Origin of the sequence: Pedobacter zeaxanthinifaciens (assembly GCF_003313335.1) — a bacterium.
GTDB classification, from domain to species: domain Bacteria; phylum Bacteroidota; class Bacteroidia; order Sphingobacteriales; family Sphingobacteriaceae; genus Pedobacter; species Pedobacter zeaxanthinifaciens.
Window position 1 is genome coordinate 34,136 of record NZ_QMHP01000006.1, and the last position, 20,410, is coordinate 54,545.

Consider the following 20,410-nt stretch of genomic DNA (forward strand, 5'->3'; position numbering starts at 1 on the left):
CTGTTTAACTATCTTTAACAATTAAACCATCAGTTTGTGACATCCTATGAATAGAATTAGTGGCATTTTCAACGATCAACGGCAGTACCAGCAAACGCTAAAGCAAGGTAATGCGGCACAACGCATTGAGCTATTGCGGAAATTAAAAAGTAGCATCCTCGAAAAAGAAGATGCCATATTTCGTGCGCTTTATAAGGATTTGCGCAAAAGCAGATTTGAAGCCGCTGTTACTGAGCTTTATTTTACCTACGCAGAAATTGATTTTGCAATCAAAAATCTACGTCATTGGATGGCGCCCAAGCGGGCTGGAAAAACTTTTAGCAATTTATTTGCTAAAAACCGCATTTACTATGAGCCTAAAGGGGTTTGTTTAATTATTGCACCCTGGAACTATCCCTTTCAACTGGTAATGTCACCTTTAGTTTCGGCAATAGCTGCAGGAAACTGTGTAATTGTGAAGCCATCGGAAATCAGTTCAAATACTAGCAAAATTATTTCATCTATCATACTTGATGCTTTTGAAGAACAGCATGTTGCCTGTTTTGAGGGCAACGCCGAAGTTTCGCAAAAGCTTTTGGAACTGCCGTTTGACCATATTTTTTTCACCGGAAGCACGGAAATTGGCAAAAGTGTGATGGCCGCAGCTGCAAAAAATTTAACTTCGGTTACGCTAGAACTTGGTGGCAAATCACCAACTATTATTGACCAGCAGGTTGACTTGGCCAAAGCGGCACAAAAAGTAGCCTGGGGTAAATTGGTAAATGCCGGGCAAACCTGTATTGCTCCTGATTATGTGCTGATTCATGAATCAAGAGCAGACGAATTTATTGGCCTTTATAAGCAGTTTGTATCTGAAATGTACTTTAAAGACAAAGAAGCGATTAACCAAGCGGCGTATGGAAAAATTGTTAGCAGAAAGCATTTTGAAAGGCTAAGCGACCTCATAACTGATGCGGTAGACAAAGGTGCCAGAATTAATTGGGGAGGAAAAACAGACGATCAATCACAAACCATTTATCCTGCTATTTTAACACAGGTTCCAAAAGAGGCTAAAATAATGGAAGAAGAGATTTTTGGCCCCATTTTACCAATAGTAACTTATCGGGATTTAGAGGAAGCAATTGCGTTTGTTAATGCCAAAACCAAGCCTCTAGCCTTATATATTTTCAGCAAAAGCGATAAAAATATCAAGTCCATCATTAAGCTCACCAGTGCAGGCGGCACTTGCGTAAACGATGTTTTGGTACACATTGCTAACCCAAAACTACCTTTTGGCGGAGTAAACCACAGCGGAATAGGTAGCAGTCATGGTTTTTTTGGCTTTAAGAATTTTTCGCATGAGCGCAGTGTAGTTACCCAACGTAGTCCAGATTTTAACAAATTGGTGTACCCTCCGTATGATGCCAAAAATTGGGTACTCAATCTTTTAAAAAGGATAATGTAGTTAGTCAATTTAAAATAAGTTCGGATTAAGTATTTTACAATTCTTGAAAAATTTGGGTTAACGATGTTTTTTAGCTCGCCGCCGCTGGGCTCTTACTTTTTGACCGCAAAAAGTAACAAAAACTCTCGGTTGCTTATTTTTCTTTCAAAGAAAGTGCTTTGGCTTATTAGTGCAACCCGAAAAATAAGAGACCGAAAATTAGCTGAACGAAGATTTGAAGCGCTATCGCTAGCAAATTAAATAATTCTCCTATCCCGAACTTAAGTTAAATTTGTAATCCTTAAAATAACCATCTTTAATTGATCATAAAATGATGAAAAATTTATTCCTATCCATCTCATTACTAGTTGTTTGCTCCTTTTATGTGCAGGCCCAAAACAAAACCGTAAACATCTTTGGCTTTTTGGTGGGAAAATGGGAAATGAAAAATAAAACCGGGAAAGTTGTTGAAAGCTGGACAAAACATCGCGATAGCTTAACAGGAACCTCATACCAATTTGATGCAAAAGGCGACAGCATTTTAACAGAGGCGGTGGTGTTAAAGAAAATTGATGGCGTTTGGCATTATTGCGTTACCGGATTTGAAAAGGGGAACGAAGGCAAAACGAATTTTAAATTAGTTGCTTGGGCAAACAACACCTTTACCTTCGAAAATAAACAGCACGACTTTCCTCAAAAAATCAGTTATCAAAACAAAGGTAAAGAAGAGCTTTTAGCTTGGATTGAAGGAAATATCAATGGAAAAACCAGAAAAATAAGTTTTCCTTATGTGAAGCAGTAATAGAATGTTTAACATTAACCAATCTTTACGGAAGTCATAGTTAAGGAGCCGCCTACCGCTTTATCGTTAAACAAATTGACGTCTTCGGTAGCGGTTTGCAAACCTAAAACATACATCAAAGGCAAATAATGTTCTGGCGTTGGGATAGCTAACTTTACCTCCGAACCCATTTGCTCATATTGCATTAGGCTTCGGTGATCTTTATTCAGAATAGCTGATTTGAATTTTTCATTGGCTTCGTTTGCCCAATCGTAACCACCGCCATTGATCATTTCCCAACTTAGCATCCGCAGGTTATGCACCATATTTCCACTACCTAAAATCAACACGCCTTTTTTGCGCAAAGCTGCTATTTCTTTAGCCAGTTCATAATGATAAGCAGGGCCTTTGGTATAATCAATGCTTAGCTGTAGCACTGGGATATCAGCCTGTGGATACATGTGACGAATTACTGTCCATGCGCCATGGTCTAAGCCCCAATCGTGGTTCAACTCTACATGTGCCGATTTAATTAGTTGAGCTGTTTCCTGCGCTAAGGCCGGGTTTCCGGGTGCGGGATATTGCACATCAAAAAGTGCCTGCGGAAAACCGCCAAAATCATGTATGGTTGGAGGAAAATCCATTGCGGTTATTTTGGTTCCGTTAGTAAACCAATGCGCCGAAACCACCAAAATTGCTTTAGGCAACGGAATAGCTTTAGCCACATTTGCCCAACCCGTACTAAATTCATTCAATTCAATACCATTCATTGGCGAACCATGACCCATAAACAAGGCAGGCATTACATCGCTTTGCGGCAAATTAGCTGTAAATTGATTGAATTGCTGTAGTGTATTCATTTTAGTTGAATTACAAGCCACAGTTGCAAAAATTGCTTCTGAAAGTTATCTCATGAAGGAATTGATGCAGCTGTAGCATAAGAGCTTACTTAGCTTGTGCAAATTGTAAGTTCAAAGTGATGTTAACGTCTTTACCTATGCCTGCACCGGTTGGATCGTATTTTACATTATAATCCAAACGGTTAATGGTAGTAGTGGCTAAAAAGCCTACTTTGGTATTTCCTTGCTGATCTTTTGCCGTACCACCATAAACTACCGCAAAAGTTACCTCTTTGGTTACATCACGAATGGTGAGCTTACCTGTTAATCTATATTTATCGCCACTTAACTTTTTGAAAGAAGTACTTACAAATTTTAATGTCGGAAATTTCTCGGCGTTAAAAAAATCATCTGATTTTAAGTGGTTATCTCTCATATCAACACCGGTATAAATGCTAGATGCCTCCACGGTAAAATTGATTTTCGCATCAGTTAAATCTGGTTTCGAAGCAACAATTTCGCCACTAAATTTTTTAAATGATCCATCTACAAATGAAATACCCGAGTGTTTAACAGAAAAGTTAACGAAGGAATGCGCTGGGTCGGTTGTCCACTTAGTTTGTGCAAATGTTGCCAAGCTCAAACTAGTGGCTACTAAAAATAAAAATAATCTTTTCATCGCTATTGTCTTTAAATTTGAATACAAAATTACAACAGCAATTTGCCTTAAAGGTTGATGTATGTTAAGAAACCATTTAGAGGCTGTCCAGCGTTTTACGTTTCAAATCGTTTTTAAACTGCGATGGCGTTAAGCCTGTTTCTTTTTTAAACTGGGCCGATAAATGGGCAACACTACTGTAATTCAGCTGAAACGCAATTTCACTTAGCGTAAGCTCCCCATAACTCAACAATTCTTTGGCTCGTTCTATTTTTTGCTGGATATAATAATGCTCAATGGTATTGCCTTCTTCGGCCGAAAACAAATTACTTAACGAAGTATAATCTGTATGGAGTTGCTTGCTCAAATAAGCGGACAGATTTGTTTTCAATGGCTCTTGATTGTAGTGCGCCAATTGTACAATGCAAGCTTTAATCTGATTAACAAGCGCCTTCTTTTTGTCTTCCAAAAGTTCGAAGCCCAAATGTGCTAGTCCTTGTTTTAATTGCTGATACGCTTTTTCACTCAAGCTTGGCTGCTGAAGCTCTACTTCGCCCAATTGCACCTTAACCGCTTGCAAGTGTTGATCTAGCAATAGTTTTTCTACGGCCATTTTGCAGCGATCACAAACCATATTTTTGATGTACAGCTTCATAAACACTAAAATAGGGATTTATTTTCTCCTCTTTAAAAAGCAGCCAATATTTCAACTTTAACAAGACAAATTAGGGTTTCCAAAGGTGCATGTTTCATTTCTTCGCTTTTCTGAATAACTTAGCGCAAAACAAATTATCATGAATAAACTTTTGCTCCTTTTTGCCATGCTGTTTTGCGGTTTTGCCCAAGCGGCTAAGCCAAAATATCAATATGTCAAAATCAGTACTTCTAAAGGCGAGTGTATCATTAGGCTTTATAATGAAACGCCTTTACACCGCGATAATTTTTTAAAGTTAGCCAAAGAAGGCTATTACGATGGTACTATTTTTCACAGAGTGATTAAGGATTTTATGATCCAAGGCGGAGACCCTGATTCCAAAAATGCTACGCCAGAGGCAATGTTGGGCAATGGCGGACCAAAATACACTGTACCGGCGGAGTTTAGAGACAGCCTATTTCACAAAAAGGGAGTTTTAGCGGCTGCACGAGATAACAATCCGGAAAAGGCATCTAGCGGCAGCCAGTTTTATTTGGTGCAGGGCAAAGTTTTTACTGATGAACAACTGGATAACGTTGAAAAAAACAGGCTAAAGCATAAAATACCAGATGACCAAAGAGCTGTTTACAAAACTTTGGGCGGAACACCTCATTTAGATAGAAATTACACGGTTTACGGCGAAGTGGTAAAAGGAATAGCTATGATTGATAACATTGCGGCCGTGGAAACTGGAAATGCAAACCGACCAAAGGAAGATGTGAAAATGACAATAACGGTGCTGAAAAAAAGAGAAGCAAGACGCCTTGAAAAAGAATTAAATAAAATGGCCAAAGCCGTTAAATAGCATGCTCATTGCCAGTAATGAGTAAAGTATAAAAAAAATGAAAATTATATCATACAACGTAAACGGCATCCGTGCCGCAGCAACCAAAGGTTTATTTACCTGGCTACAAGCTACCGATGCCGATATGGTTTGCCTACAGGAGGTAAAAGCGCTAAAAGAACAAATTCCAGATATCATTTCGCTGATAGAACATTTGGGCTATCATCATTATTGGTTTCCTGCCGAAAAAAAAGGATACAGCGGCGTAGCCATACTTACCAAAGTACTCCCTAATCATGTTGAGTTTGGCTGTGGCGAGCCTTGGATAGATGCTGAAGGAAGGATTTTAAGGGCAGATTTTGATGGATTTTCTTTAATGAGCGTATACCTGCCTTCTGGCTCCAGTGGCGATGAAAGGCAAGCGAAAAAATACGAATTCATGAAGTTCTTCGAAGGCTACATTTCAGACCTAAGGCAGCATTATCCTAACTTGATCATTTCTGGAGATTACAACATTTGCCATAAAGCCATCGACATTCATAATCCAAAATCCAATGCTAATTCTTCGGGGTTTTTACCTGAAGAGCGAGAATGGATGGAGCTTTTCATCAACAGTGGTTTTATTGACTCCTTCAGGCATTTCAACCAGGATCCGCATCATTACACGTGGTGGAGCTACCGTGCAGGTGCTCGAGGCAAAAACTTGGGCTGGCGTATCGATTACCACCTCACTACACGAGAAATGGAGCATCGACTGAAGAATGTGCGCATTTTACCTGACGCCCTACATAGCGACCATTGCCCTATTTTACTTGAACTACAATAAAAGGTTAATCAGTATTGGCGAAACTGTTTAAGCGCAGCTAGGCAATTAACCGATAACCGATTTAACCTGTTAACCAAATATGCTTATCACTAACATTAAAGGCCTCGTTGGCGTTCATCCGAAAAACCAACTTTTTCTTCGCGGCAGCGAATTAGATCAGCTGCCTGTTCTAGAAAATGCTTGGTTGCTGCTCGAAAACGGTTTAATTAAGGATTTTGGATTGATGAGCGACCTCCGTACACCTGAGGTCAACTTGGAAGTGGTAAATGCCGAAGGGCGTTTCGTATTCCCCTCATGGTGTGATAGCCATACCCATATTGTTTTTGCAGCGCCCCGAGAAGAAGAGTTTGCCCTTAAAATTGCTGGTAAAACCTACGAAGAAATTGCGGCTGCCGGTGGTGGAATTTTAAACTCCGCAGCCAAACTGCAAAAAGCCACCGAAGGCGAACTTTTTGATAGTGCCAGCATCCGGTTAAGAGATATGATTAAGCAAGGCACCGGGGCGGTGGAAATCAAAAGTGGTTATGGCTTAACGATAGAAAGCGAACTGAAAATGCTAAGGGTTATCAAAAGGCTTAAAGCGGCTTTTCCTATTCCTATTAAAGCAACGCTGCTTGCGGCACACGCCTATCCAACAGCATTTAAAGATAATCACCAAGGCTATATCGACCTTATCATTCATAAGTTATTACCACAAGTAGCAGCCGAAAACTTGGCCGATTATATTGATGTTTTTTGCGAAAAGGGGTTTTTCTCTCTAGAAGAAACAGCTCAAATTTTAAGCGCTGCAAAACAATATGGGCTATTGCCGAAAATACATGCCAACCAGTTATCTGTTTCAGGAGCTGCCGAACTTGGTGTAGCGTATCAGGCGGTGTCTGTTGACCACCTGGAAGAAACAGACGATAAAGTACTTACAACGTTGAGCACAAGCAACACCATTGCTACGCTACTTCCTTCCTGCTCCTTTTATATCAATATCCCGTTTGCGAATGCCAAAGGACTGATTGAAAACAACGCCATCGTTGCCCTAGCAAGCGACTACAATCCAGGTTCAACGCCATCAGGTAACATGAACTTTGTGGTATCTTTAGGTTGTATCAAATTGAAGATGACCCCACAACAAGCCATCAATGCTGCCACCTTAAACGGAGCGGCAGCCATGCAAATAAGCCATGAGATAGGCAGTATCGCCGTTGGCAAAAAGGCAAACCTATTCATTACCCGCCCTATGACTTCCTTAGCGTATTTACCATATAGTTTTGGACAAAGTCAAATAGAAAATGTAATTTTAAATGGGGATTTTTATCATGCCTAGTTTTCATCTATTTTCGCAAAGCGATATTTTAAGTTTAGTCAATAAGCGCTTCGGAGAAACTAAAATCGGCGAAAAAGTAGCCGTATACGATCCGATTGATGAAACCCAAGGAAATCATGACTTGCCATTTGGCAAGGCCATTTCCATTAATACACTTAAGCGGAGCAGCGCAAGGTTTGTGCTGTTAGGTATCCCAGAAGATATTGGCGTAAGGGCCAACCATGGGCAAGGTGGAGCAAATACAGCATGGCAACCCACACTAAAGGCTTTGCTTAACATGCAACAAAATGCCTTTTTTAGTGGTGAAAACATTCTTGTGTTGGGCGAATTTCGTATTCCTGAAAATCATGCCACCGATACGGAAAGTCTCCGCGGAAACGTTAGTCAAATAGATGATTTGGTGTATCCAATGATCCACGCTATTGTAGCCGCTGGAAAAATCCCGATTGTTATTGGAGGCGGGCATAACAACTGCTATCCCATAATTAAGGGAACCTCATTGGCATTAAATGTCAAAATAGATGTCCTAAACATTGATGCCCACGCCGACTTGAGAAATCCGGAAGAAGGTAGACATAGTGGAAATGGCTTCAGTACCGCCATTGAGCATGGCCTTTTAGATCAGTATCGGATTTTAGGTTTAAGCCAAAATTATATTTCCCAAGCACAGCTTGATTTCATTGCTCAAAACAACAACGTTAAAGCCTTTTATTTGGAAGATTTGTTGGCTTTCCAACAAGACTTAAGGGTTGCCGCAGAAATTCTCTTAAATCGCACTAAATTTCCTTTAGGGCTGGAAATTGATATGGACAGTATCTCCGGGGCATTATCAAGCGCCAGTACACCGAGCGGCTTTACCTTAAATGAAGTACGGCAGTTGATCATGCACCTACAGCGTAAATTTACCTACCTACATATTTGCGAAGGCGCCTACCAGTTAAATGATGGCCAAACAGACACCAACATCGGCAAAAAAATCTCACTTTTAGTCAGCGATTTTATTAAAAGCCATCAGCTAATTTAAAGCTCTTCGTCTTCGTAACGTTGTGCCGCTTTAGCCATCACTTCCATTTCGGCGAGTTGTTTGGCGGTCAAGGGCTCTTCCTGCTCCTGCATCTCAAAAATAGCAATCATTGTTTCCTCGTATTGCTTTGCGGTAGTAATTTTAAAGTCCTTTTCCATTTTAATAGTATCGAGAATCTTTGTCAAGTATCGAAATTAAATTTTGAATTTAATAATTCCTTTGGGAGTAATGCACAAATCTAACCTAATATCATCGGGGTGGATGTCAGCAATGTCTTCGTCCTGAGCATCAAACAAAGAAATGCCCACCTTCAATGGATTAATTTGAGATAGAAAGCGGTCGTAAAACCCTTTGCCATAACCTACACGATAGCCGCGAAGATCAAAAGCCAATAGCGGCACCAAAACTAAGTCTATTTTGCCGTCAAATGGTATGCTGGTCTGCGGTTCAGGTATTTGATACGCATTCGTTTTTAAATCGTCGCTTTGGTAGGAGTGGTGGCTCATGGAGTGGTCATCGAAATTGGCTTTTGGCACAACAACATGTATTTGAGGATGATTTTCCTGCAGCCAGTTGATTATAAGAAAGGTGTCGGGCTCTCTTTTTTCAATAATAGGCAAAAAAATATGTACGGTGTTGATGTCACTAAAATCAAGCGTTTTAAACTGAGCTAGTAAAAGCTGGTTTAGGGCTAAAAAATCATCCTCGCTAAGTGCTTTTCGCTGCTGTAAGCTTTGTTTTCTCAGTGTTGATTTTAGCATAATCCGTGTGATTTTTTCGTCATTGTGAGGCTATAACCCAATCTGTATAACAATAAAATATCCTTTTGGTAGGATAATATTACAAGATACAAAACTATTGCTTGTTGATTGTTATGTGGTGCTTTCCGCAATGAAGCGTTAATCAAATTTTGGCTAAAGGTATAAAAAAAGATGGCTTCGGGAACCACTCCGAAGCCACAATCAACCTAAACCTAAAACTAAACTATGAAAATTTATTTTACTCTTTCTATGTAATCCCCTGTTTTGGTATCAACCTTAACTTTATCGCCTTGGTTAATAAACATTGGCACACGTATTTCAACTCCAGTTTCAACAGTTGCATATTTTTGTGCATTTGTTGAAGTATTGCCTTTTACTGCAGGCTCAGTATAGGTAATTTCCAACTCTACGTTTTGAGGCAATTGAGCCATAATTGGTTCTTCGCTTTCGAAAGCTACAATTACGTTCATTCCTTCTTTCAAGAACTTTACGCCTTCGCCAAATAAAAATTTTGGCACGTTGTATTGTTCGTAACTAGTGTTGTCCATAATTACCAAGAAAGTACCATCTTCGTACAAATATTGATAATCGTTGGTCTCTACACGGCAAATTTCTACCTCTTCATCAACACGGAAACGATATTCAACCAGTTTACCAGTTTTTACGTTACGCATTCTTGCCTGATAGAAAGCTCTTAAATTTCCTGGCGTACGGTGAATAAACTCTTCTACCTGTACCAATTCTCCGTTAAAGCGAAGAATATTTCCATTTTTAATATCAGATGCTTTTGCCATTTTCTTTGAAATTTACGCCTATTATTTCGGCCTCATTTCGTGCCGCAAAGGTATAGACTATTTTTTAATTAAACAATAGTGATTTTAAAATATTTTTTGTTTGTGCTTTTAAACGGTTTAAACCCACATTTCGGCACATTTATCATTATTTTTTTACGTTTTGTAATCCAATATGTTAAGCCTATCGTTACAAAACTCATACTCATAAGGCTGATTAGAACCCACCAAAACTAATCTATTTTTAGCAAACTTTTCAACTAATTGCAAATACCAGTCTGTACCCTGGGCATCTAAATTAGAGGTAGGCTCATCCAAAACCAAAATGGGCGTATCTGAACAAAATGCCAACACCAATTTGGTGCGCTGTTTCATCCCTGATGAGAAATATTTTAGCGGTTTATCCTCCGCTTTACTTAAGGCCAACAAATCTAGCACGCCAGAAGCGTTTAAACCCTGCTGGTATTTTTTAAACTGAAAATGAAATTCAATGGTTTCCTGTAGCGTAAATTCTTCAACCAAATCCAAATATGGCGCCGCTAAACTAACGTAGTTGAAAATTTGATCTGCTGGAATTTCTTTAGGGCTCAGGTAGCTGATTTTTCCTTCGGAAGAAGTTAAATTGCCCAACAACACATTAAGTAGCGTAGACTTTCCCGAGCCGTTAGGCCCCAATATCGCATATTTATTTTCTGAAGAAAAAGTATAGTTAATCCCTTTAAAGATCCACTCTTTATTGAATCGCCTACCTAAATTCTCTAGCGTTATTTGCATGTTGAACTAGCCGCCGGTACCAAAACCTCTCATTACGCCCCTGTTAGAGTTGCGTATAAAGTCAACGATTTCATCTCTGATTTCCGTTGGTTGGAATTCAGCTTCAATCATATCCAGTGCCTTGGTTACGTTGTTGTTCTTCACAAAAAGCACACGGTAAATTTCCTGTATTTCGTTAATTTGGTTGGAAGAAAATCCCCTCCTACGCAAACCTACCGAATTGATTCCCACATAAGAAAGTGGTTCGCGAGCTGCTTTAACATAAGGAGGAACATCTTTACGCACCAGTGAACCGCCAGTTACAAAAGCATGTGAACCTACTTTTACAAATTGGTGAATTGCTACCAAACCCGCCAAAACCACATAATCACCAATGGTAATGTGGCCTGCCAAGGTAGTGCTGTTTGAAAAAATGCAGTTGTTTCCCACTTGGCAATCATGTGCAATATGCGAGTAAGCCTGGATTAAGCAGTTGCTTCCAATCACCGTTTTCCACTTATCTTTTGTGCCGCGGTTAACGGTTACACATTCCCTAATGGTGGTATTGTCGCCAATTTCCGCAGTGGTGATTTCTCCAGCAAATTTTAAATCCTGCGGAACCCCTGAAATTACCGAGCCCGGAAAAATCCTACAATTTTTACCGATACGGGCGCCATCCATAATCACTACGTTAGATCCAATCCAAGTACCTTCGCCAATTTCTACATCTTTATGTATTACAGCAAAAGGCTCAACTACTACGTTATCGGCAATTTTAGCTTGCGGATGTATATATGCTAATGGTTGTATCATTTAGTGGTTTCGTTATCTTTAACTTTTACAATTTGCGCCATCATTTCGGCCTCTACAACTACTTTTTCGCCAACCATTCCCACGCCTTTCATTTGTGCAATGCCTCTTCTAATTGGCTCCATTAAATCGCACCTGAACACAATGGTATCACCAGGCATCACCTGCGATCTAAAGCGCACATTGTCAATTTTAAGGAAGTAGGTAAGGTAATTTTCCGGATCTGGAACGGTACTAAGCACCAAAATGCCGCCGGTTTGTGCCATGGCTTCTATCTGTATCACCCCAGGGAAAACTGGAGCACCAGGGAAGTGACCTTTGAAAAACTCTTCGTTCATGGACACGTTTTTTAGCCCCACAACGTGTGTTTTAGTAAGCTCAAGCACTTTATCCACAAACAAAAAAGGTTGTCTGTGTGGTAAAATCTTCATGATATCTACCACATCAAAAAGAGGTTTGGCATTTAAATCGTAAGCATTGATTTTCTTTTTGCCCTTATCTTTTTTGATTGCCGCTTTTATTTTCTTCGCGAAAGCCACGTTAGCTGCGTGACCCGGCCTTGCCGCCATAATATGACCTTTTAGGTGCATGCCAACCAAAGCTAAATCACCAATCATATCCAACAATTTATGACGGGCGGGCTCGTTTTGGTAACGCAACTCCATGTTATTCAAAATACCTTGCGGAGCTACGTCAATTTCTTCTCTATTAAAAATTTTCGCTAAGTGACTTAATTCGTCCTTAGTTACTTCCTTATCCACTATTACAATGGCATTATTTAAATCGCCACCTTTAATGAGGTTGTTTTGTAATTGATATTCCAGCTCATGCAAAAAGCAAAACGTCCTACACGAAGCAATTTCCTTTTTAAACTCGCTAATGGTTGAAATACCGGCATGTTGACTTCCCAATACAGGAGAATTATAGTCGATCATGCAAGTAAAGCGGTAATCGTCCAACGGCATTGCCACAATTTCCACGCTTCTTTCAGGCTCAGTATACGTAATGTTATGAGGAATGGTATAGTATTCTCTATCTGCATGTTGTACAGATACACCAACTTGTTCCAAAGCTTCAATAAACTTAATAGAACTGCCATCCATAATTGGCGTTTCAGGACCGTTAAGTTTCACCAGCACGTTATCCAAATCCATGCCTACCAATGCAGCCATTACATGTTCAACCGTACTTACGCTTGCGCCATTTTGGGTAATGGTAGTTCCTCTAGCGGTATCTGTTACATTGTCGCAATCTGCATCAACAATTGGCTCCCCAGGCAAATCAATTCTTTGAAATTTAAATCCATGATTTTCCGGTGCCGGACAAAACGTTAAAGTGACGTTAGCTCCCGTGTGTAGTCCTACTCCTTTAACTGATATTTCGCCTTTTATGGTTCTTTGCTTAACGTTCATTATGGTGTTTGTGTTGTTGTCATTTTCTCTATAAGCGCCTTAAGCTCGGCAACTTTAGCTTCTAATTCTCTTACTCTTTTATCAACTTCAGGCAACTTTTTGAAGATTACCGTTGAGCGCATCCACTCCTTTAGCGGTTGTGCCGGGCTCCCGTGCCATTGTTTGTTTTCTTCGGTATCAAAATTAATTCCTGCCTGCGCACCAACCTGGGTTTTATTTCCTAAGTTTAAGTGACCCGCAATGCCTACTTGGCCGCCAATTACCGAATTTGAACCCAGCTTGGTACTTCCAGAAATACCTGTTTGAGCAGCTACCACGGTATGTGCGCCAACATCCACATTATGTGCAATTTGGATGAGGTTATCCAGTTTTACGCCCTTACGTACAAAAGTAGAACCCATTGTGGCCCTATCTATCGCTGTATTTGCACCAATCTCTACATCGTCCTCAACTACTACATTGCCAATTTGGGCAATTTTATTGTAGGAGCCATCAGGTTGTGGAGCAAACCCAAATCCATCACTTCCAATTACGGTGTTCGAATGAATCATTACCCTATTGCCTAATACTGAGCGCTTGTAAACCTTTACTCCAGGGTACAACACGCAGTCGTTCCCCAAAATACTATTTGCCCCAATAAAAGTTTGGGCGTTAAGCTTACAGTTATCGCCAATTTGTACATTTTCCTCAATACAGCAAAAAGGGCCTACATATACGTTGCTACCTAACTTAGCCGATGGATGTACAAAAGCAGTGCTGTGGATGCCGGCCTCGTTTGCTGAGGCGTTGGCAAATTCATTATATTTATCCAACAAAACAGAAAAAGCGCTGTAAGGGTCTTTCACCTTTACTAAAGTGCTTTTAACAGGTTGCGTTGCAACAAAATCTTGGGAAACTATCACTACAGAGGCAGCTGTAGTATATAAATAGTTTTCATATTTAGGATTTGATAAAAAACAGAGCGAGCCAGCAGCACCATCCTCTATTTTAGAAAGCGTACTTACTTTAGCGTTCTCATCGCCTTCTACAGTTCCATTTAAAAATTCGCCTATCTGCTTGGCAGTAAATTGCATGTTACAAAGTTAAATGTTAAATTGATATGAACAAATTATCAATAATCACTAATGTTGTGAGACGAATTAACGGGTTTTTTGGCTCATTATTTTGTTAAAAATTGCTAAATCCCTCTTACGTAACAGAGTATATGCTTTTTAACGGTTTTGTCAAGCGACTCTAAATTGGATAAATCAGACGCTTTTGCGATATCCAACAAAGTACCATTTTTCATTAAAATATTGATATTGCTGCTCTCAGCGTTGTAGGCTCGGTTAGTAATGGTATCTGTAAAAACGAAATAAGAAACCTCTTCTTCAGGAATATCCAGCGCCACGGAGGTTTGAAACGCCAAACGATGCAGGCGTTGCGGATCTGGTGGTTCGTTGCTAATTTCTACTTTGTATAATTTTCTAGCATTTAACATCCTGCAAAGCTTCGACAAAATCACATCATCGTTATCGGCCCATACCTTAACTGATGCATAAATGTCCTGATCATCAAGCTTTGAAAACTGCTGCAGGTGAATTTCTTCATCAAAAAAGTTAGTGGCATTTACATCGTTTTGTAGGAAATGTTGTAGCGCTGGCGTAGCAAACAAGCTAGTTCCCGCAGCCGATAATTCTTTGGCACGTTCTAAAATCTTCACTAAAAGCTGCTCTCCAGCTACCACGGTTTTATGTAAATACACCTGCCAGTACATTAAACGGCGTGCTATTAAAAATTTTTCTACAGAGTAGATGCCTTTTTCTTCCACCACCAATTGATCATCAACAATATTGAACATTTTGATGATACGGTCAAAACTAATTACTCCCTCACTTACGCCAGTGTAAAAACTATCTCGGTTAAGGTAGTCCATCCTATCCAAATCAACCTGCCCCGAAATTAACTGGCAGAAAAATTTGCGGTGGTATTTGCCCCTGAAGATTTGTATGGCAGTGCTTAACCGCCCGCCAAACTCTTCGTTAAGCTTGTCCATCATTAACAAGGAAATGTCTTCGTGCCTAATACCGTGTGCCAAAGTATGCTCCAAAGCATGTGAAAACGGCCCGTGGCCAATGTCGTGAAGTAAGATGGCGATGGTTGCCGCTTCCTCTTCGTCTGGGGTTATTTCGTGACCTTTGCTTTTAAGTACTTCTAAGGCTAGGCTCATCAAATGCATGGCCCCCAAGGCATGGTGAAACCTGGTGTTTAGCGCTCCCGGATAAACAATATGGGTCATAGCCAACTGCTTGATATACCTCAAACGTTGGAAATAACGGTGCGAGATTAGGTCGAAAACGAGCTCAGATGGTATAGTAATGAACCCATAAACTGGGTCGTTAATGATTTTCTTTTTGTTCATTCTCTATTTGCTGGAATGTTGAAAGGTTAAAATGTTGGAACGTTGCCAACTGTAAACTAAAAACTTCCAACTATGATTATTGCGGTACAAAAATTGCTAATTTTATCGACAGTAGAAAAGCTGAGCGCTTTTTAATCTTTCAATTTACATAAAAAGAACAGAAAATGCAGGAAACAAAGATATTATGGGCCGATGACGAAATTAACTTACTAAAACCTCATATTTTACTATTGAACGAAAAAGGCTACGCTGTTAGCACTTTTACCAACGGAAATGACGCACTGGAGGCTTTCGGTAAGGAACATTTTGACTTAGTTTTCCTTGATGAGAATATGCCAGGCCTAACAGGTTTGGAAACACTTTCTGCAATCAAAAATATACGATCAGATGTACCCGTAGTGCTGATTACCAAGAGCGAAGAGGAAAATTTGATGGAAGATGCCATTGGCTCTAAAATTGATGATTACCTGATTAAACCGGTAAATCCAAAGCAGGTATTGCTTACCATCAAAAAATTGATCGACAATAAACGTTTGGTGAGCGAGAAAACTTCTTCGGCCTATCAACAAGATTTCAGGAATATTGGCATGACGCTAAATGACAAGTTGAGCTATGAGGAATGGGTTGACGTGTACAAAAAGCTGGTTTTTTGGGAGCTAGAGCTTGAAAAATTGGATGATCCGCAGATGCATGAAATTTTGACCATGCAAAAAGCAGAGGCCAATAAGCAATTTTCGAAATTTGTGGAAAACCACTACATTGATTGGATTAACGGAAGTACAGGTGCTCCGCTATTTTCCCACGAATTGCTAAAGAAAAAGGTTTTCCCCTTGATTAACAGCAACACGCCAGTATTTTTCATTTTGATTGACAACCTGAGATATGACCAATGGAAAATCATCAACCCGTTAATTAGCGAACATTTCCGATTGGAGGAAGAAGATACCTATTCGAGTATTTTGCCAACAGCCACGCAGTACGCCCGTAATGCAATTTTCTCGGGACTTACCCCTTTGGATATGGAAAAACGCTTTCCTTCGTTATGGCAAAATGATGATGATGAGGGAGGAAAAAACCTACACGAGGAAACTTTTTTAGATGATCAGATTAAACGCAGCCTAAGAAAAGATTGTAAGTTTAGCTACCACAAGATATTGACTTTTGATCAGGGTAAAGATTTGCTTGACCAAGTGAACAACCTGATGCATAACGAGTTTAATGCCATTGTTTTTAACTTCGTGGATATGCTTTCGCATGCCCGTACCGATATGCAGATGATTAGAGAGCTGGCTAATGACGACGCGGCTTACAGGTCATTGACTTTATCTTGGTTTGAACACTCGCCTTTGCTAGAGTTGATTAAAAAATTGGCGCAAAAAAGGGTAAAATTAATTATCACTACAGACCATGGTACCATTAGGGTAAAAACACCTAGTAAAGTTATTGGCGATAGAAACACCAACACCAATTTACGTTACAAACAGGGCAAAAATTTAAATTACAACCCTAAGGAAGTTTTCTTGATTAAAGATCCGCACCAAGCTAAATTGCCGAAGGTGAATATTAGTTCCAATTATATTTTTGCTAAGGAAGATCAATATTTCGTTTATCAGAACAATTATAACCAGTTTGTGAACTATTACAACGAAACTTTCCAGCATGGAGGTATATCAATGGAGGAAATGATTATTCCGATTGTAACTTACGGATCCAAGTAGTTTAATAACCACATAGGCACATAGAATTTAAATAGAAGAACTATGTATCTATGTGGTTAAGCTATATCTTTGTGCTAAATGAAATCGATTTCCATTAACAGTACTAGTGAATTAGTTCAAGTTGCCGAAGAATTGTTGGCTTTTGCTGGCGAGCAAAAATTCTTCATTTTCGATGGCGATATGGGCGCTGGTAAAACAACTTTCATCAAATCGCTTTGCGAAACCTTGGGTGTGGAAGATGTGGTAAGCAGCCCAACATTTTCTATCGTTAACGAATATGAAAGTGGCCACGGCCCTATCTATCACTTTGATTTTTACAGGCTAAAAAGTCTTCGCGAAGCATATGACATTGGTTATGAAGAATATTTTTACAGCGGAAATTACTGCTTAATTGAGTGGCCTTCAAAGGTGAAAGAGTTAATGCCCGATGAATATATCAAAGTAAAAATAACCGTCACTGGCAATGAGCAACGGTTGTTTGACTTCATCAAATATTAACCATTATTTTGGTTCGGCAATCATTGCCCTGATACCAAAATGCGACCTGTCTTCTTTTTGCCATCTGCTGTTTCTGATTAGGTTTCGTCGCCAAGCATCATTGCTTTTTCTTAAGTAGGTTTTAATCGCTAGCTTAGGTGTAACCATATCTTCAGACTTAACGAATCCATTTTTTTGGCCATAAAATGAAGCTGGAAAAATTTTAAATCCAACCACAAAACCATACTCTGGTACCGGCAAATGATATTGCTCTAAGTTCACAACTACCCATTCCGCATGTTTCTCGGCTTTTACCAAAAGGAGCTGAATGGAAATAAAAAAAAGCCCAAACAGCCTATTAAATAGATTTGTTTCATAAAGTAGCGGTATTTGATAACTGCAATAATAACGATTAGAATTTTTAATTGCTGTGATTTTCAGCATATCAATTAGAAGTTATTTTTCGTATCTTCAATTTTTCAAACTATACCATAAATAATGGCTACAGGATTACGCGACGAAATGGCTGCCATTGCCAAACGAGGGTTAATGCAAACCCAAGAAGCAATGCTAGAAACCGGAAAGAAAAGCAATAGCTTATTTATTGGCATCCCAAAAGAAACTTCATACCAAGAATGTAGAATAGCTTTAACACCGCTATCTGTTGCGCTTTTGGTAAATAATGGCCATAAAGTTTTACTGGAAAGCGGCGCTGGAAACGGCGCAAATTTTAGCGATAAAGACTATAGCGAACAAGGCGCACAAATTACCTTTAACAAAAAGGATGTTTGGGCTGCTGATATCATCGTAAAAATAGCTCCGCCTACGCTCGAAGAGATTGAGTTGATGCACAAAGGCCAAACCTTGATTTCGGCCTTACAGGTAGGTACGCTAAAAGCAGAGGTTTTAAAGGCCTTGCTGGGCAAAAAAATCAATGCGCTTTGCTTTGAAAACATCCGCGATGAAGGCAATATACTCACCGTAGTAAGGGCCATGGGCGAAATTGTAGGGGCTACCTCTATCTTTATTGCTGCAGAATATTTGAGCAGTGCCTTTGGTGGAAAAGGCCTAATGCTTGGAGGTTTTACCGGCGTGCCACCTACCGAAATTGTGATTTTAGGCGCTGGTACGGTGGGCGAATATGCCGCAAGAACCGCATTATCTTTAGGTGCTGAAGTAAAAGTTTTCGATAGTTCAATTTTCAAGCTACGCCGTTTACAAAACAATTTAGGCAACCGCGTTTTTACCTCGGTAATGCAGCCGGTAGTGCTAAAAAAAGCCATTACTACCTGCGATGTGGTGATAGGCGCCATCCGCTCTGACCATGGCCGCAGCCCTTGTGTGGTAATGGAAGATACGGTGGCCAAAATGAAACCTCACTCGGTGGTGGTTGATGTAAGCATTGACCAAGGTGGGTGTTTTGAAACTTCTGAAGTAACCAACCACAAAGCGCCTGTTTTTGTGAAACACGATGTGATTCATTATTGCGTACCAAATATTGCATCACGGGTGCCACGTACGGCCTCTTATGCCCTAACTAATATTTTTGCCCCAATTTTGGTGGATATTGGCGACATGGGCGGCTTAATGAACATGGTGTGGAACAGGCCTGGGATTAGAGATGGACTATATTGCTATCAGGGTCACATCACCAATAAAGATTTGGCTACGATGTATAATTTGCCTTACAAGGATTTAGAACTGCTCGTACTTTCCAATCAGTAATATGAAAACACATGCCTTACTGCTTTTTTTAGCCTGCCTAAGCTTTAGTTCATGCGCACAAAAAAACGCACAAAATCCTTATGGTTTAAATGTAGTTAACGATTACAAAGTTTATAAGGCCGCTGTAGCCAAAAATCCTAATTTGGCCCTTGTGGATATAAAAAAAGCAATCCCATCAGTAGTGCTTGATATTAGGTATGCCACCAAAAACAATTTCATGGGACAGGTGATGTATCAACAAGCAAGCGCATTTGCCCGTAAGCCGGTAGTGGAAAAGCTGAAGCTGATCCAAGCGGAATTAAAGAAAAAAGGCTACGGACTTAAAATTTTTGATGCTTACCGCCCCTATGCAGTAACCCTATCGTTTTACGAAAAGGCAAGCGATAAAAATTTTGTTGCTAACCCTGCCAAAGGATCGAAACACAACAGAGGTTGTGCCGTTGACTTGAGTATCATTGATTTAAAAACGGGTAAAGATGTGCCAATGCCTACACCCTATGATAGTTTTGAAGCTGCAGCAGCACCACATTTTGCCGATCTTCCGCCGAACGTTATCAAAAACCGAGACTTTTTAATACGCACCATGGAAAGCAATGGCTTCAAAGTGATTTACAACGAATGGTGGCACTTTGATTTTATTGGTTGGCAGGATTACGATTTGATGGATATTCCTTTCGGAAAATTATAGCTCCTTAACAGGTTCTTTATCGCCGTATTTCTCGGTTTTAACCTCCACTTTATCCCCTTTAATGGTTAAAGAAAACAAATAGCTATAATCGTCATCTGTCAGCTTTTCTATAGGCCTTTTCCCGCCAAAAGCTTCAATAATTTCCAATACTGTATTGGAATGCCCAATAATCAAAATCTTCTTCCCTTGTGCATTCATTTTAAGTGATTTGGCCAGTACATCTACTTTTGCAGGATTGTATGTTTTGACGCTAATTCCAGTAATGTCAGCCAATGGAAAACCAGTAAGCTTGGTCCGTTTGTAATCGGTAGAAAAAATGGAATCCAACCTTTGGCTTTTCAATTCCTTTTTTAGTGCTTCGGCACGTTTAGCGCCTGCCGCCGATAAATCAGGGTCTTGATCTTTAGGATTTGTGGTGTCTTTTTCGGCATGCCTTACTACCCAAACTTTCAATACTTTTTGCGCATATATGGTTTGTTGCAAGCCCACAAACAAAAGCAATAACACTAATACTTTTTTCATCGTTT

At 39.8% G+C, this 20,410-nt stretch carries 23 protein-coding genes; 10 read left to right on the plus strand and 13 right to left on the minus strand.

What is annotated here, in order from left to right:
• Window positions 1-46 precede the first annotated feature (46 nt).
• Both DUT68_RS10465 and DUT68_RS10470 read left to right on the plus strand, forming a co-directional pair.
• The gene (locus tag DUT68_RS10465; protein ID WP_113638147.1) at window positions 47-1,444 is read left to right on the plus strand and encodes an aldehyde dehydrogenase family protein; all 1,398 of its coding nucleotides are present in this window, start codon (window positions 47-49) and stop codon (window positions 1,442-1,444) included.
• 310 nt (window positions 1,445-1,754) lie between these two features.
• Window positions 1,755-2,225, plus strand: coding sequence for a DUF6265 family protein (locus tag DUT68_RS10470; protein WP_113638148.1), 471 nt, complete (start codon window positions 1,755-1,757; stop codon window positions 2,223-2,225).
• A gap of 14 nt (window positions 2,226-2,239) precedes the next feature.
• On the opposite strand, the gene ygiD is transcribed toward DUT68_RS10470, so the two are convergent.
• The 3 genes from ygiD to DUT68_RS10485 all read right to left on the minus strand — a co-directional run bounded on the left by ygiD (window position 2,240) and on the right by DUT68_RS10485 (window position 4,356).
• On the minus strand, window positions 2,240-3,064 hold the full coding sequence (gene ygiD, locus DUT68_RS10475; RefSeq protein WP_113638149.1) for a 4,5-DOPA-extradiol-dioxygenase: 825 nt from the start codon (window positions 3,062-3,064) through the stop codon (window positions 2,240-2,242).
• Between the two features lie 85 nt (window positions 3,065-3,149).
• Window positions 3,150-3,722: a YceI family protein gene (locus DUT68_RS10480; protein ID WP_113638150.1), complete on the minus strand. Its 573-nt coding sequence runs from the start codon at window positions 3,720-3,722 to the stop codon at window positions 3,150-3,152.
• Window positions 3,723-3,798: 76 nt separating this feature from the next.
• Window positions 3,799-4,356 carry a helix-turn-helix domain-containing protein gene (locus DUT68_RS10485; RefSeq protein WP_113638151.1) on the minus strand — a complete coding sequence of 186 codons (558 nt, stop codon included), beginning with the start codon at window positions 4,354-4,356 and terminating at the stop codon, window positions 3,799-3,801.
• Window positions 4,357-4,495: 139 nt separating this feature from the next.
• Between DUT68_RS10485 and DUT68_RS10490 the strand changes: the two genes are divergently transcribed.
• The 4 genes from DUT68_RS10490 to DUT68_RS10505 all read left to right on the plus strand — a co-directional run bounded on the left by DUT68_RS10490 (window position 4,496) and on the right by DUT68_RS10505 (window position 8,347).
• The gene (locus DUT68_RS10490; protein ID WP_113638152.1) at window positions 4,496-5,200 is read left to right on the plus strand and encodes a peptidylprolyl isomerase; all 705 of its coding nucleotides are present in this window, start codon (window positions 4,496-4,498) and stop codon (window positions 5,198-5,200) included.
• A gap of 37 nt (window positions 5,201-5,237) precedes the next feature.
• Window positions 5,238-6,005 carry an exodeoxyribonuclease III gene (locus DUT68_RS10495; RefSeq protein WP_113638153.1) on the plus strand — a complete coding sequence of 256 codons (768 nt, stop codon included), beginning with the start codon at window positions 5,238-5,240 and terminating at the stop codon, window positions 6,003-6,005.
• A 79-nt stretch (window positions 6,006-6,084) separates the two neighbouring features.
• Window positions 6,085-7,323: an imidazolonepropionase gene (gene hutI, locus DUT68_RS10500; protein ID WP_113638154.1), complete on the plus strand. Its 1,239-nt coding sequence runs from the start codon at window positions 6,085-6,087 to the stop codon at window positions 7,321-7,323.
• Window positions 7,316-8,347, plus strand: a complete 1,032-nt coding sequence (locus DUT68_RS10505; protein WP_113638431.1) for a formimidoylglutamase — start codon at window positions 7,316-7,318, stop codon at window positions 8,345-8,347. Before hutI ends, DUT68_RS10505 begins: the two co-directional genes overlap by 8 nt.
• Here DUT68_RS10505 and DUT68_RS18340 read toward each other — a convergent pair.
• The 8 genes from DUT68_RS18340 to DUT68_RS10540 all read right to left on the minus strand — a co-directional run bounded on the left by DUT68_RS18340 (window position 8,344) and on the right by DUT68_RS10540 (window position 15,275).
• Entirely contained in the window at window positions 8,344-8,532 is a 189-nt protein-coding gene (locus DUT68_RS18340) for a hypothetical protein (RefSeq protein WP_162796360.1), read from the minus strand. The genes DUT68_RS10505 and DUT68_RS18340 overlap by 4 nt on opposite strands.
• Window positions 8,533-8,541: 9 nt before the next feature.
• The gene (locus DUT68_RS10510; protein ID WP_113638155.1) at window positions 8,542-9,108 is read right to left on the minus strand and encodes a 5-formyltetrahydrofolate cyclo-ligase; all 567 of its coding nucleotides are present in this window, start codon (window positions 9,106-9,108) and stop codon (window positions 8,542-8,544) included.
• Between the two features lie 233 nt (window positions 9,109-9,341).
• The gene (gene efp, locus DUT68_RS10515; RefSeq protein ID WP_113638156.1) at window positions 9,342-9,902 is read right to left on the minus strand and encodes an elongation factor P; all 561 of its coding nucleotides are present in this window, start codon (window positions 9,900-9,902) and stop codon (window positions 9,342-9,344) included.
• 153 nt (window positions 9,903-10,055) lie between these two features.
• Window positions 10,056-10,673, minus strand: coding sequence for an ABC transporter ATP-binding protein (locus DUT68_RS10520; RefSeq protein WP_113638157.1), 618 nt, complete (start codon window positions 10,671-10,673; stop codon window positions 10,056-10,058).
• A gap of 6 nt (window positions 10,674-10,679) precedes the next feature.
• A complete protein-coding gene (gene lpxA, locus DUT68_RS10525; protein ID WP_113638158.1) occupies window positions 10,680-11,465 on the minus strand; it encodes an acyl-ACP--UDP-N-acetylglucosamine O-acyltransferase in 786 nt (261 codons plus the stop codon).
• Window positions 11,462-12,874 carry a bifunctional UDP-3-O-[3-hydroxymyristoyl] N-acetylglucosamine deacetylase/3-hydroxyacyl-ACP dehydratase gene (locus DUT68_RS10530; protein ID WP_113638159.1) on the minus strand — a complete coding sequence of 471 codons (1,413 nt, stop codon included), beginning with the start codon at window positions 12,872-12,874 and terminating at the stop codon, window positions 11,462-11,464. Before DUT68_RS10530 ends, lpxA begins: the two co-directional genes overlap by 4 nt.
• A complete protein-coding gene (lpxD, locus tag DUT68_RS10535) occupies window positions 12,874-13,947 on the minus strand; it encodes a UDP-3-O-(3-hydroxymyristoyl)glucosamine N-acyltransferase (protein ID WP_113638160.1) in 1,074 nt (357 codons plus the stop codon). Before lpxD ends, DUT68_RS10530 begins: the two co-directional genes overlap by 1 nt.
• A gap of 104 nt (window positions 13,948-14,051) precedes the next feature.
• Window positions 14,052-15,275, minus strand: a complete 1,224-nt coding sequence (locus DUT68_RS10540) for an HD domain-containing protein (RefSeq protein ID WP_113638161.1) — start codon at window positions 15,273-15,275, stop codon at window positions 14,052-14,054.
• Between the two features lie 164 nt (window positions 15,276-15,439).
• Between DUT68_RS10540 and porX the strand changes: the two genes are divergently transcribed.
• Together porX and tsaE are read left to right on the plus strand one after the other, a co-directional pair.
• Window positions 15,440-16,993, plus strand: a complete 1,554-nt coding sequence (porX, locus tag DUT68_RS10545) for a T9SS response regulator signal transducer PorX (RefSeq protein WP_113638162.1) — start codon at window positions 15,440-15,442, stop codon at window positions 16,991-16,993.
• Window positions 16,994-17,071: 78 nt separating this feature from the next.
• Window positions 17,072-17,491 carry a tRNA (adenosine(37)-N6)-threonylcarbamoyltransferase complex ATPase subunit type 1 TsaE gene (gene tsaE / locus DUT68_RS10550; RefSeq protein WP_113638163.1) on the plus strand — a complete coding sequence of 140 codons (420 nt, stop codon included), beginning with the start codon at window positions 17,072-17,074 and terminating at the stop codon, window positions 17,489-17,491.
• Window positions 17,492-17,494: 3 nt separating this feature from the next.
• On the opposite strand, the gene DUT68_RS10555 is transcribed toward tsaE, so the two are convergent.
• On the minus strand, window positions 17,495-17,914 hold the full coding sequence (locus DUT68_RS10555; protein ID WP_113638164.1) for a hypothetical protein: 420 nt from the start codon (window positions 17,912-17,914) through the stop codon (window positions 17,495-17,497).
• A 54-nt stretch (window positions 17,915-17,968) separates the two neighbouring features.
• On the opposite strand from DUT68_RS10555, the gene DUT68_RS10560 reads away from it, so the two are divergent.
• Complete coding sequence (locus DUT68_RS10560) at window positions 17,969-19,195, plus strand: alanine dehydrogenase (RefSeq protein ID WP_113638165.1); 1,227 nt, start codon at window positions 17,969-17,971, stop codon at window positions 19,193-19,195.
• 1 nt (window position 19,196) lies between these two features.
• Window positions 19,197-19,883 (plus strand): M15 family metallopeptidase, encoded by a 687-nt coding sequence (locus tag DUT68_RS10565; protein WP_113638166.1) that lies wholly within the window; start codon window positions 19,197-19,199, stop codon window positions 19,881-19,883.
• Here DUT68_RS10565 and DUT68_RS10570 read toward each other — a convergent pair.
• On the minus strand, window positions 19,878-20,405 hold the full coding sequence (locus DUT68_RS10570) for a SixA phosphatase family protein (protein WP_113638167.1): 528 nt from the start codon (window positions 20,403-20,405) through the stop codon (window positions 19,878-19,880). The genes DUT68_RS10565 and DUT68_RS10570 overlap by 6 nt on opposite strands.
• Between the last annotated feature and the right edge of the window lie 5 nt (window positions 20,406-20,410).

Coding starts and splice junctions, on each gene's coding strand:
- DUT68_RS10465 (WP_113638147.1), top strand. CDS start 47: ATGAATAGAATTAGTGGCATTTTCAACGATCAACGGCAGTACCAGCAA.
- DUT68_RS10470 (WP_113638148.1), top strand. CDS start 1,755: ATGATGAAAAATTTATTCCTATCCATCTCATTACTAGTTGTTTGCTCC.
- ygiD (WP_113638149.1), bottom strand. CDS start 3,064: ATGAATACACTACAGCAATTCAATCAATTTACAGCTAATTTGCCGCAA.
- DUT68_RS10480 (WP_113638150.1), bottom strand. CDS start 3,722: ATGAAAAGATTATTTTTATTTTTAGTAGCCACTAGTTTGAGCTTGGCA.
- DUT68_RS10485 (WP_113638151.1), bottom strand. CDS start 4,356: ATGAAGCTGTACATCAAAAATATGGTTTGTGATCGCTGCAAAATGGCC.
- DUT68_RS10490 (WP_113638152.1), top strand. CDS start 4,496: ATGAATAAACTTTTGCTCCTTTTTGCCATGCTGTTTTGCGGTTTTGCC.
- DUT68_RS10495 (WP_113638153.1), top strand. CDS start 5,238: ATGAAAATTATATCATACAACGTAAACGGCATCCGTGCCGCAGCAACC.
- hutI (WP_113638154.1), top strand. CDS start 6,085: ATGCTTATCACTAACATTAAAGGCCTCGTTGGCGTTCATCCGAAAAAC.
- DUT68_RS10505 (WP_113638431.1), top strand. CDS start 7,316: ATGCCTAGTTTTCATCTATTTTCGCAAAGCGATATTTTAAGTTTAGTC.
- DUT68_RS10510 (WP_113638155.1), bottom strand. CDS start 9,108: ATGCTAAAATCAACACTGAGAAAACAAAGCTTACAGCAGCGAAAAGCA.
- efp (WP_113638156.1), bottom strand. CDS start 9,902: ATGGCAAAAGCATCTGATATTAAAAATGGAAATATTCTTCGCTTTAAC.
- DUT68_RS10520 (WP_113638157.1), bottom strand. CDS start 10,673: ATGCAAATAACGCTAGAGAATTTAGGTAGGCGATTCAATAAAGAGTGG.
- lpxA (WP_113638158.1), bottom strand. CDS start 11,465: ATGATACAACCATTAGCATATATACATCCGCAAGCTAAAATTGCCGAT.
- DUT68_RS10530 (WP_113638159.1), bottom strand. CDS start 12,874: ATGAACGTTAAGCAAAGAACCATAAAAGGCGAAATATCAGTTAAAGGA.
- lpxD (WP_113638160.1), bottom strand. CDS start 13,947: ATGCAATTTACTGCCAAGCAGATAGGCGAATTTTTAAATGGAACTGTA.
- DUT68_RS10540 (WP_113638161.1), bottom strand. CDS start 15,275: ATGAACAAAAAGAAAATCATTAACGACCCAGTTTATGGGTTCATTACT.
- porX (WP_113638162.1), top strand. CDS start 15,440: ATGCAGGAAACAAAGATATTATGGGCCGATGACGAAATTAACTTACTA.
- tsaE (WP_113638163.1), top strand. CDS start 17,072: ATGAAATCGATTTCCATTAACAGTACTAGTGAATTAGTTCAAGTTGCC.
- DUT68_RS10555 (WP_113638164.1), bottom strand. CDS start 17,914: ATGCTGAAAATCACAGCAATTAAAAATTCTAATCGTTATTATTGCAGT.
- DUT68_RS10560 (WP_113638165.1), top strand. CDS start 17,969: ATGGCTACAGGATTACGCGACGAAATGGCTGCCATTGCCAAACGAGGG.
- DUT68_RS10565 (WP_113638166.1), top strand. CDS start 19,197: ATGAAAACACATGCCTTACTGCTTTTTTTAGCCTGCCTAAGCTTTAGT.
- DUT68_RS10570 (WP_113638167.1), bottom strand. CDS start 20,405: ATGAAAAAAGTATTAGTGTTATTGCTTTTGTTTGTGGGCTTGCAACAA.